Origin of the sequence: Pseudoalteromonas sp. SG45-5 (genome assembly GCF_014164085.1) — a bacterium.
Classification (GTDB): domain Bacteria; phylum Pseudomonadota; class Gammaproteobacteria; order Enterobacterales; family Alteromonadaceae; genus Pseudoalteromonas; species Pseudoalteromonas aliena.
Map to the genome: position 1 here is coordinate 17,020 of NZ_JACJEM010000059.1, position 10,765 is coordinate 27,784.

The window sequence follows — 10,765 nt, forward strand, 5'->3', positions numbered from 1 at the left end:
TAATGAAAAAAACAATAACATTATCTATTTTATTTTTATTTAGCTTTATTATTTTTTGTATTGTTAAGTTGCCCGCAGTTATTGCATTGGACTTAGCTAAACCTTATCTACCTAAGCAGTTAGAAATAGGTCAAACCGTTGGCAGCATTTGGCAAGGGCAAATGATGCAAGTGCGCTTTGATGGCGAGCAATTAAATAATGTGCGTTGGGATATTTCAGGATGGCAGTTATTTACAGGCAATTTAAATACTAATTTAAAGTTTGGTGATCCGCGTGAGCGTAGCGATATTTCAGGCTATGCAAATGTAAATTATGGCTTATTTAATAGTACAATTAAAGTAACTGATGGGCTTGTTCGCTCCACTGTTGAAAGAGCAATGCAGCGCATTCAATTACCACTGCCAGTAACAGCAAAAGGCCGCGTAATATTAGAGCTTGATGAATACACCTCAGGCACGCCTTATTGTGAATCATTAAAAGGCGAAATAGCGAGTCCAGATATTGATGTACAGGGTTTAAACGGTTGGTTTAACATTGGTCCGCTTGGTGGTAACCTTAGTTGTAAGTCTGGCGACATAGCCATACTTATTGACCCCGATAACACCTTAGGGCTTGAAGCTGATGCGATGTTAAAGGCTAATTTCGATTTTAAAGTAGCTGGATACGTAAAGCCTGATGCAACATTACCAAAAGACGTACACGATGCAGTGAAGTTTTTAGGTCGTCCAGATAGAGAAGGTCGTTATCCGCTTAATTTTTAATGTTTACAAATAAAGAGTTTTAATGCAATTACCTCAATTTACTGAGTTGCATGCTACGCAGCTCAGCACATTTTTAGATACTCAGCCTGAAGCGATGACCTTATCGCAAAGCCAAGGTTACTTGTTTGGCGTAATTTGTTCTCCTGAGCCATTAGACGTGCATGAGTGGATTGCACAAATCTTACCAAACACGACAGATAATTTAGACGAAGAAGTCTTGTTTTTATTTATGGCGCTATACCATCAAATAAGCGAGCAAGTGTTTGAGGTTGGCTATAAATTACCAGCGCAATACAGTTTTGGTTTTTGTAAAAGCTGGAGTGAAGGTTTTTTAACAGCGACAACGACTTACACTCAAAAACTATTAACCTCTGAGCAATTAGAAGCAGAATATAAAGATGCATTAGAGAGCGCTCAAGCGACATTAAGCTTTTTTGCTCTAGGTGAAGACGCCATTACTACTATCGCTGCGCAAAATAACTTAGGACTACAATCGCTTTGCTTGCAGCAATATGAATTAATGGGTGATTTTGCATTAGGCTTTGCCGAGTTGATTGAAATAGTCGCACTTAATAGTGGTTTGTATACAGATGAAGGGTGGGACGAGTAGCTTTTAGGTTACTTATTTTTATAAGTAACCAACCAATTATAAATCTTATTAAGCGCCTAATTCTAACTCTATGTCTGTGCAGCCTTGCTTGCACTTTATTATGCCTTTACCAGACTCTCCAGTGGCTAAATTGAGTGTTAGCAAGGTGTTGCACTGTTCGCATTTCAATGCTTTTCCTTGCGCTAATTTTTTAAGCATATTTCGATGTTTGTGAAATGAGTCGCTCGCTTTTTTATTCAATTTTGAAAAGTCCATTACTTCACTCGCTTTTGCGCTAACGATTCAGACACTATTTTGCATACTGTGTTTAAGCGGTCATCATAAAAATACAGATTTAAATCACGTTCGCGACAATAACGTAAATGAAATAATCGTACTGAATCATCTGTTGTAAATGTTTTTTCTACATATTCATGCTCAGATTCTGATAATCCCAATTGAGCGCTTATATTGCTTTTAGCCATGCTTGCTGCTGGGTTTCTATTTACTTTTGTTGACTCGCCTAAAAGGCTAACGCCTTCACCTAAAAGCTTTTCTCTTGGCTCTTTTATAAGCGGATGATCGATAGTAAAAAAAGCAAGGATCACAATGACTAATATAATAAATTTTTTCACGAAAGCGCAAACCTTGATCTAAATAGGGTTAAATTATTATGCAGTGTAATAAAATGTGTTTTAAAAGCAAGTGGCGAGGGTGAATAAATTATTAGCAATCTATGCCAGTAATTCTAATCAATATTGGTATAATGGCTAGCAGCAGTCAGATATTTCTGAAATATCTGAAAGTATTCAAGTGTCGATTTATTAAACTGAGCATAGTTAGCAAATAACTTGTTAGACCTTATAATATTAGAGTATTTGAATATTGCTGAACTTTTCTTTCCAAGCGGCGTTGAGGAACTTCGATGGACAAACAAATTAAAGTAAAGAACATCCCTGTAGAGGTTAAAATCCAAAAACCGGATTTAAGCCGCCAAGACGACAGATTCAACCCCCGAAACCGCATTTATGTGCGTGCTGTAAAAGGCCTCCATCAGTTACTTAGGCAACGCATCGGCTTTTTAGGCTTACTTGCATTTATGTTGCTCCCTTGGATTAACTTTAACGGTCAACAGGCTGTATTGTTTGATTTGATGGGTCAAAAATACAATATTTTTGGCTTAACACTATGGCCCCAAGATTTTACTATTTTAGCCTTTATTTTTATGTTGGCAGCCTTTGCGTTGTTTTTGGTCACTACTTTTTACGGCCGAGTATGGTGTGGTTACACCTGCCCGCAAACGGTGTGGACTTTTATATTTATTTGGTTTGAAGAAAAGTGTGAAGGTAAAGCTAATCAGCGTAAAAAGCTCGATGAGCGGCCAATGAACTTTGATAAGTTTTGGCGAAAAACCGCTAAACATACTAGTTGGATATTATTTTCGTTATATACCGCTATTTCTTTTGTGGGTTATTTTACACCTATTCGGGAGTTGCTTCCTGATTTTGTCACTTTCAATCTAGGGGGATATGCGCTTGTTAGTGTGATCTTCTTTGCAGTATGTACCTATGGCAATGCAGGTTGGATGCGTGAAATTATGTGCTTACACATTTGTCCGTATTCTCGCTTTCAGTCGGCTATGTTCGACAAAGACACGTACACGGTAACTTATGATGAAAACCGTGGTGAAAGTCGCGGTCCTCGTTCTCGTAAAGTCGCTCATCAAGATTTAGAAATGGGTGACTGTATAGACTGTAATTTGTGTGTTCAAGTATGCCCAACAGGTATTGATATTAGAAATGGGCTACAAGCCGAGTGTATAAACTGTGGTGCCTGTATAGATGCGTGCGATGGTGTAATGGATAAAATGGAATACCCGCGTGGGCTTATTTCATATACAACAGAGCGAAACCTCGAAACACCTGAAAATAAAACAAATCCTTTGCGAGCTAAAATAATAGGTTACACGGTCATCTTAGTAATATTAACCAGCGCACTCGTGGCTAACATCGCACTGCGTAAAACAATGGACTTTGATATTATTCGCGATCGTAACCAATTATACCGTGTCGATTTTGATGGTTTAGTAGAAAACACCTATACATTAAAGGTCATTAATAAAGCGCAGTACGAGCAAACTTTTAATATTAAGGTGCAAGGTTTAGATAACTTTAAATACATAGGAAAACAGTCATTCACTGTGCAAGCAGGGCAATCACACAATGTGCCTTTATCATTAGTAATGGATCCATATGACTTAAAAGCACCTATGACAGAGTTTAACTTTGTGCTTTCACCAATTAACGAACCAGATAACGAAATATTGCAGCCAAGTAACTTTTTCAAAGCGCGATAATAAATTAACAAAAGCGGGGCAACCCGCTTTTATTTTGTATAAGAGGCATATGAGTAAATTTAGTTTTGTTGACTTAACCCCTGACCTTATTCTTGATGCTATCGAAAGCGTCGGTATTTATGCCGAGTCTGGTTTACTTGCTTTAAATAGCTACGAAAATAGAGTCTACCAATTTGTCGCTGAAGGCGGAAAACGCTACGTCGTTAAGTTTTACCGCCCCGAGCGTTGGAGCAAAGAGCAAATTCAGGAAGAGCACGATTTTGCATTTGAGCTAGCAGAGGCCGAAGTGCCAGTTGTTGCCCCAATAGAGCATAACGGAGCAAGCTTGTTCGAACACCAAGGATATTGGTTTACGCTATTTCCTAGCGTAGGCGGGCGCTTATTTGAAGTTGATAACTTAGATCAACTTGATGTGTTAGGGCGTTTAATTGGACGTATGCATCAAATTGCTAAAACAAAAGCATTTACGTGCCGGCCAACAGTGACATGCGAAGAATACTTGCATACAGCTAAAGTTCATCTACAAAAAAGTAACTTAGTCCCTCTTGGTTTAAAAACAGCTTTTTATACTATTTTAGATTTAGTAATAGAAAAAGCTCAAGCGCAATACAAAGAGGTAGAAACGATACGTCTACATGGGGACTGTCACGCAGGCAATATTTTGTGGGCAGGAGACGCACTTATGTTTGTTGATTTAGACGACAGCCGCCAAGGGCCTGCAATTCAAGATTTATGGATGATGCTCAGTGGCGACAGAATGACACAGCTGTTACAGTTAGATACCCTAGTGGGCGCATATGAAGAGTTTTGTGATTTTGATCACACTCAACTCAAATTGATTGAACCTTTGCGAGCAATGCGTATTATTCATTATATGGGTTGGGTCGCAAATAGATGGAGTGATCCGGCTTTTGTACGGAACTTTTCATGGTTTGCAGATGACAAATATTGGGAGCAACAAATTTTAGCTCTCAAGGAGCAGCTTTCTGCATTACAAGAAGAGCCGTTAAAGTTATTGCCATAACATTTTCTTTAAAGATTATTACAATGAGACACACATGCTTAAAAAAATAAAACTTAGCTTATTGCTTCTTTGTTTACCCTTTGCAGCTTTTGCTGCACAGTTTGAAGTTGATAACCAATATACAGTTATTGATGTAGAAAAAAGTTCAACTGCACAAGTAACCGAGTTTTTCTCATTCTATTGCGGCCACTGCTTTAAGTTTGAACCTGTTGCTAAAGCTATCGAAAAAAACTTACCAGACGGTGTCGTGTTTATTAAAAATCACGTTAACTTCTTAGGCGGTGTGTCACCGCAAGCACAATCAAATTTAAGCTTTGCCTATTTAATTGCTAAAAAGCATGGTCAAGAACACAATATTGCTGAACAGATATTTAAGAGTATTCATATTCAAGGTGCACCGCTAACAGAAATAAAAGATGTTAAAAAGCTCCTTGAAATTAATGGTATTGATAGCAACACGTTTGATAGTGATATTGCTAGCATGCCAATTATTTCTGCTGAACGTGCACTGCAAGATAAGCAAAATAAATATTCAGCGTTAGGTGCGCTCACCGGAGTTCCTACCTTTATTGTTAATGATAAATATAAGATAAATATAAATACTATTAAAAGCCAAACAGAGCTTGATGAGTTAGTTAAATTTTTACTAGCATTATAAATTTTTGGAGAATAAAAATAATGATCAAATTAGTTAAAGCAGGCTTGCTTGCACTATTACTGCCTATGGCAGGGACAAGTTTTGCAGCAACTTATGAAGAAGGCGTGCATTACGATGTTGTATCTGAGCGCGCAACTAAAAAGCCAGAAATTAAAGAGTTCTTTTCATTCTACTGTCCGGCATGTAATAACATGGAAGGACTCATTTCAGAATTTAAACCGTCACTTGATAAAAACGTTAAGTTTAAAAAGAGTCATGTAGATTTTGTGGGGGTTCGCGATCCAGAAAATCAACAAATGATGAGCCAAGCGCTTGCAACAGCAGAAGTACTTCCGCAAAAAGATAAAATTATCTCTGCTATTTTTAATCACATTCATACCAAGCGCGCTAAGTTTAATGAGCTTGCAGATGTAAAAGATATCTTTGTAGCGCAAGGCGTTGATGGCGATAAGTTTGACAAGTTGTTTAAAAGTTTTTCGGTACGTACACTAAGCTCTAAAATGAAACGCGATCAAGACTACTTTAAAGAAAAAGGCGCACTTCGTGGTGTACCTACTTTTATTGTCAATGGTAAATATAAGTTAAACCTCGGTAAAGAGTCGGGTATAACTAAGCCAGAAGATATCAGTAAACTGATTAACTATTTAGCAAATAAATAAGTTTAGCTAAATCAAAAAAAGCTCCTTAATGGAGCTTTTTTGCTTTATAAGGATATAGTGATGGAAAAAATATTAGTATCGAGTTGCTTGCTAGGACAGCCTGTTCGCTACGATGGTAGGGGACACGCAATTTTGCATCCACAGCTTAATTTGTGGCAAAAACAAAATAGATTAATAGTGTTTTGTCCTGAGGTCGCTGGTGGACTTCCTATACCTAGATCTCCTGCTGAAATAATTCAGGGGAGAGTAGTTACTAATTTAGGAGAAGATGTAACAGAACAGTTTCAAACTGGGGCTAATATAGCGTTAGAACTGTGTAAAAAGAATCAAGTTCGTTTTGCTCTACTTAAAGAATCGAGCCCTTCTTGCGGACGAAATACAATATATGATGGAAAGCATCGCGGAGTAAAAATCGAAGGACTGGGTTTAACTGCAGCATTATTAATAAAAAATGGTATTAAGGTTTTTAGCGAGGATCAAATGCCAGCACTAATTAAAGTACTGGCACTTTAATAATGCAGCAATTACTTTCTTTGTAAAAAAACACCCGACTCAATGTGGTGCGTGTAAGGGAACTGATCAAATATAGCAAAGCGTTTAACGTTATGCGTACGTGTTAAGTGCTCAAGGTCACGTTCAAGGGTTTCAGGATTACACGATATATAAATTATGCTTTCGTAGTTAGCCACTAAATCACAGGTTAATTCATCCATGCCCGCACGCGGCGGATCAACTAATATGGTTTGGCAGTCATAGCTTTTAAGGTCAATACCGTCTAAACGAGAGAAAGTACGCTCGCCATTCATTGCTTGAGTAAACTCTTCGCTCGACATACGAATAATATCTAAGTTCTCTACGTTGTTTTTAGCAATATTGTATTGAGCAGAGTGTACAGATGATTTTGATATCTCCGTTGCCAACACTTTATTAAACGAACCAGCTAACGCAATTGAAAAGTTACCGTTGCCACAGTAAAGCTCTAATAAATCATTTTTAAGTGGTTTACATAAATTTTGTGCCCACTCCAGCATACTAATATTTACTTTAGCATTAGGCTGAGTGAAACTGTTTTCTACTTGTTGGTAAATAAGCTCGCGACCATTAACTGTTAAGCGTTCAGTTACAAAGTCATCACCCAGCACTTCTTTTTGTTTGCGAGCACGGCCAATGAAGTCAATTTTGTATTTACTGCTCAGTTTTTCTTTAAGCGCTTTAATTTCATTTAACCATTCATCATCTAGTGGCTTGTGATAAAGCAAACTTACTAAAATTTCACCACTTAGCGTTGATAGGTAATCTATTTGAAATAACTTACGACGTAATATTTCGCAAGGCTTAAGGTTTTCAATCATCACCTGCATTATTTCACCTACTAAAGGTGCTGCTGGATCAAACGTATCAACACGGATTTTGTCTTTTGTTTGTTGATCAAACATTATATGAAACAGATCGTCGCCATCATGCCATACTCTAAATTCAGCACGTTGACGGTAGTTAGTTGGCTCTGAACTAAATACTTCTAATTGTTCTACACCAAAACGTTGGAACTGTGCACGTATTCGCTGCTCTTTCTCGCTTAATTGTGCATCGTATTGTGTGGTATCGATTTTAATAACTGCCATTAACGTTACTACCTTATCTCTGAGATCTGTTTATCGGCGCTATTGTAGGGGGCGAGGCGTATTTGTCTAGTTTTGACTAGAATTAATGCTGTTTTTTTGTGCGTTCCCCTTTAGTTTTATACGTTATAGCCGATAATAAATTACTCACGCTTAGGAGACGAATTATGAAAATCAATAATTTTGGCTTTATGCCAAATAACAATATCAATAAATTTAATAATAAAGTAACGATACCACAGCCAACAATTAAGTCTCCTCAAGATAGTTATCAACAAAGCGGGAAAGAACTTGCGGCAAAAGTGTTGGGCGATAAGATGGCTGAGCAACTTGGCTTACCTGTTGCTGAGAAAAAAGCAGATAAGTCATTATTTGATTTTGGCGAGGTAGTTAAAAATGTACTCGATTTTGTAACAGGTACACTCAAAAATGCGAAGGCTAATGGCGCTGATGATGACAAGCTCAAAGGCATACTTGGTGAAGCCCGCAAAGGTGTGCAAATGGGGATTGATGATGCAATTGATGAATTAAAAGGTACCGGTGTATTTAATACCGATATTGAAGAAGGCATTAATAAGTCCAAAGAAGGTATCTTTAATGGCCTTAATAAGCTTGAAGATGATTTGTTTAACCCACAACCGGCGAGTGTGAGTATTAGTCAGGCGCAATACGCTAGTTTAAGCAATAACGCTGAATACAAATTTACTACCGCAGAAGGTGATGAAGTTAGTATTAGCTTCTCTGACTCTTTTGAGTCACAGTCAGCGAGCAGTTATCAAAAGCAGGGAAATAGTGAAGGGTATATAAGTGAATCATCGCAGTCTCGAGAGTTATCATTTTCTATGTCGGTTAATGGTGATTTAAATGAAGATGAACAAAAAGCGATTAATGAACTAATGGAAGACATACAAGGAGTGAGTAAAACTTTTTTTAGTGGCGATTTAGACAAAGCATTTGAAGAAGCGCAAGCATTGAGCTTAGGTAACGAACAGTTAGTCGCTTTCTCAATGGATTTAAGACAAACCAAAACGGTTGCAACGATAAAAAGCTACGAAGAATACAGACCAATACCAGAGAAGGCGGTTTCGGAAAAAATAGCCCCTTTTAATGACGATTTAAAAGAAGTTTATACAAAAGCAGCCGATCTGGGTCTGCAAAGCCAATTATCGGGTATTATGGAATGGTTAAATCAAGATCAAAGCGAGATTGATAAATTAGTTGATTATACCAAAGCAATGTTTGAAAATCTGGATCAACTAAATACTGCGGCAGATGAGCTGGCTAATCTAGAATCACCGCAAAGTTAAACTGCTTTCCTTTACAAAAGTGACATGTCAAACTGCTATTCTTAATTTACAGTAGGAACAGTGGTTTGTCAGTGCACATTATGGTTTTTGATTCAGGTATTGGTGGCACTACCGTACTTGAGCATATTCAGCAGAGCATACCTCATGCTCAATACAGTTATTTTATGGATAATGCTTTACTGCCATATGGTGCTCAATCACAACAAACTATCATCAATCGTTTATGCGCCCTTGTACATTTCATCAAACAAGAAGACCTCGACGTCGATTTAATTGTTATAGCCTGCAATACCGCATCCACGTCAGCGTTGAGTGCGGTACGTCAAATTACTGATATTCCAATTGTAGGCGTTGTACCTGCAATAAAGCCGGCGGCTCAATTAAGTCAATCAAAACATATCGGGCTTCTTGCCACGCCTACAACTGTATCAAGTTCATATACGGCTAAACTCATTCAAGAACATGCCAGGCATATAACGGTTAACTTATATAGTAGTGTTAGGTTGGTGTCGCTGGCAGAGCAGTACTTTTTTACTCAACAACTAGATACAGGTGAGCTTTATAAAGAGCTGGATAGTTTAGAGATCAATAAAGAAGTTGATGTGTTGGTGCTAGGGTGTACACATTTTCCTATTTTAGCTAAACCAATAAACGCGTATTTTAATTCAAAAGTACAGTTGCTTGATTCTGGTGCTGCAATAGCCAATCGTGTTAGTGATTTACTTAGTAGTTACTGTGGGTTGAATAAAAAAGCTTCGGATACAAAAAAGCCGCTGCAATATTATGCAACGGCTGATATTTTTAGTACTAAGCTAGTAGTAAAGCTGGTTACGCTGATTGATCAAGTTCAGGACGTATAGAATTAGCATCCTCATCTTGTTTTTGCTTTGCTTCACGAACTTTTAAAGTACGTTGTTGGAACTCACTATCATTTAACTTGGTTATAGCATTGTCAGCATCAGCTTGCGCCATTTCAACAAAACCAAAGCCACGACGTTTGCCAGTATTTTTGTCCTTTAATAAGCGGACATTAAATACTTTGCCTTGTTCTTCAAATAATGCACGAACAACACCTTCGTTTGCGCGATAAGGGAGGTTACCAACATAAAGAGTCTTAGTTTTCACTTCAACTTCTTCAGCGCCTTCAGATGACATTGCTGCGATAACAATTCCACCTATTAATAAACCAGCACCAAATAATAGTGCAGGGTCTAAGGCTAAGCTGCCAAAAACAAATTTAACGACAACAAAACCAACTACGGCAAGGATAACAGAAAATATAAAAGACTTTTGATCGGGTAATTTCATTTTAGATCTACCAATAAACAGGAAATAAACATTAATTTAACATTGTGAACTTGCTATCTTAACGTCTTAATCAAACATAGCAATGGTATTTGTGTTAAATAATAAAAAACAGTGTAAAAAAGCATCACCTTAGCTGTGTTTTTGTATGGTTTTATGGTGTTTTGTTCTATTTTTGTTCGAACAGTAAAAAGATCTTAAAAAAGGGTTGATCTGTTTTCGGATCTCCCTATAATGCGACCCCACTGAGACGGGAAACGCCGAAGCATAGCAAGGCAGCAACGACTCAGAGAGTTAAATAAAACTTCAGTTTTAAATCTTCCAAAAGAAAGTTTAAAACTAAGTGTTGACTCTAAAAATATAGGGTGTATTATTCGCATCCCTTGAGACGCTAAAGCGACTCAAAACGTTCTTTAACAATATAAAGCAATCATCTGTGTGGGCACTCGTACAGATTGAGTTCTAACAGCCAAGCTTAGTTCGCTAA

13 protein-coding genes are annotated in these 10,765 nt (G+C 37.6%); 9 read left to right on the forward strand and 4 right to left on the reverse strand.

From position 1 onward, the window contains the following. Nucleotides 1-2: 2 nt before the first annotated feature. The gene (locus tag H5119_RS16845; RefSeq protein ID WP_182703044.1) at nucleotides 3-761 is read left to right on the forward strand and encodes a type II secretion system protein N; all 759 of its coding nucleotides are present in this window, start codon (nucleotides 3-5) and stop codon (nucleotides 759-761) included. 22 nt (nucleotides 762-783) lie between these two features. Then, a complete protein-coding gene (locus H5119_RS16850) occupies nucleotides 784-1,371 on the forward strand; it encodes a UPF0149 family protein (protein ID WP_182703045.1) in 588 nt (195 codons plus the stop codon). Between the two features lie 48 nt (nucleotides 1,372-1,419). Here H5119_RS16850 and H5119_RS16855 read toward each other — a convergent pair whose 3' ends face one another. Continuing rightward, a complete protein-coding gene (locus tag H5119_RS16855) occupies nucleotides 1,420-1,626 on the reverse strand; it encodes a hypothetical protein (RefSeq protein WP_138585105.1) in 207 nt (68 codons plus the stop codon). Next, on the reverse strand, nucleotides 1,626-1,985 hold the full coding sequence (locus tag H5119_RS16860; RefSeq protein WP_077536650.1) for a hypothetical protein: 360 nt from the start codon (nucleotides 1,983-1,985) through the stop codon (nucleotides 1,626-1,628). The genes H5119_RS16855 and H5119_RS16860 overlap by 1 nt, the downstream gene beginning before the upstream one ends. 290 nt (nucleotides 1,986-2,275) lie before the next feature. Between H5119_RS16860 and ccoG the strand changes: the two genes are divergently transcribed. The 5 genes from ccoG to H5119_RS16885 are packed head-to-tail and all read left to right on the forward strand — an operon-like array spanning nucleotide 2,276 to nucleotide 6,560. Then, the gene (ccoG, locus tag H5119_RS16865; RefSeq protein ID WP_138585104.1) at nucleotides 2,276-3,706 is read left to right on the forward strand and encodes a cytochrome c oxidase accessory protein CcoG; all 1,431 of its coding nucleotides are present in this window, start codon (nucleotides 2,276-2,278) and stop codon (nucleotides 3,704-3,706) included. A gap of 49 nt (nucleotides 3,707-3,755) precedes the next feature. After that, the gene (locus H5119_RS16870; RefSeq protein WP_182703046.1) at nucleotides 3,756-4,730 is read left to right on the forward strand and encodes a serine/threonine protein kinase; all 975 of its coding nucleotides are present in this window, start codon (nucleotides 3,756-3,758) and stop codon (nucleotides 4,728-4,730) included. A gap of 34 nt (nucleotides 4,731-4,764) precedes the next feature. Then, nucleotides 4,765-5,388, forward strand: coding sequence for a thiol:disulfide interchange protein DsbA/DsbL (locus H5119_RS16875; RefSeq protein ID WP_182703047.1), 624 nt, complete (start codon nucleotides 4,765-4,767; stop codon nucleotides 5,386-5,388). A 20-nt stretch (nucleotides 5,389-5,408) separates the two neighbouring features. Continuing rightward, nucleotides 5,409-6,047, forward strand: a complete 639-nt coding sequence (locus tag H5119_RS16880; RefSeq protein ID WP_182703048.1) for a thiol:disulfide interchange protein DsbA/DsbL — start codon at nucleotides 5,409-5,411, stop codon at nucleotides 6,045-6,047. A 60-nt stretch (nucleotides 6,048-6,107) separates the two neighbouring features. Beyond that, nucleotides 6,108-6,560 (forward strand): DUF523 domain-containing protein, encoded by a 453-nt coding sequence (locus H5119_RS16885; RefSeq protein WP_182703049.1) that lies wholly within the window; start codon nucleotides 6,108-6,110, stop codon nucleotides 6,558-6,560. Nucleotides 6,561-6,571: 11 nt separating this feature from the next. Here the strand turns inward: H5119_RS16885 and trmA are convergent, their stop codons facing one another. Then, nucleotides 6,572-7,669, reverse strand: a complete 1,098-nt coding sequence (trmA, locus tag H5119_RS16890; RefSeq protein ID WP_182703050.1) for a tRNA (uridine(54)-C5)-methyltransferase TrmA — start codon at nucleotides 7,667-7,669, stop codon at nucleotides 6,572-6,574. A 164-nt stretch (nucleotides 7,670-7,833) separates the two neighbouring features. Between trmA and H5119_RS16895 the strand changes: the two genes are divergently transcribed. Then, nucleotides 7,834-8,973 (forward strand): DUF5610 domain-containing protein, encoded by a 1,140-nt coding sequence (locus tag H5119_RS16895; RefSeq protein WP_182703051.1) that lies wholly within the window; start codon nucleotides 7,834-7,836, stop codon nucleotides 8,971-8,973. A gap of 65 nt (nucleotides 8,974-9,038) precedes the next feature. After that, the gene (gene murI, locus H5119_RS16900) at nucleotides 9,039-9,833 is read left to right on the forward strand and encodes a glutamate racemase (RefSeq protein WP_077536658.1); all 795 of its coding nucleotides are present in this window, start codon (nucleotides 9,039-9,041) and stop codon (nucleotides 9,831-9,833) included. Here the strand turns inward: murI and H5119_RS16905 are convergent. Further along, the gene (locus tag H5119_RS16905) at nucleotides 9,802-10,281 is read right to left on the reverse strand and encodes an RNA-binding protein (protein ID WP_138586187.1); all 480 of its coding nucleotides are present in this window, start codon (nucleotides 10,279-10,281) and stop codon (nucleotides 9,802-9,804) included. The genes murI and H5119_RS16905 overlap by 32 nt on opposite strands. Nucleotides 10,282-10,765: the final 484 nt, after the last annotated feature.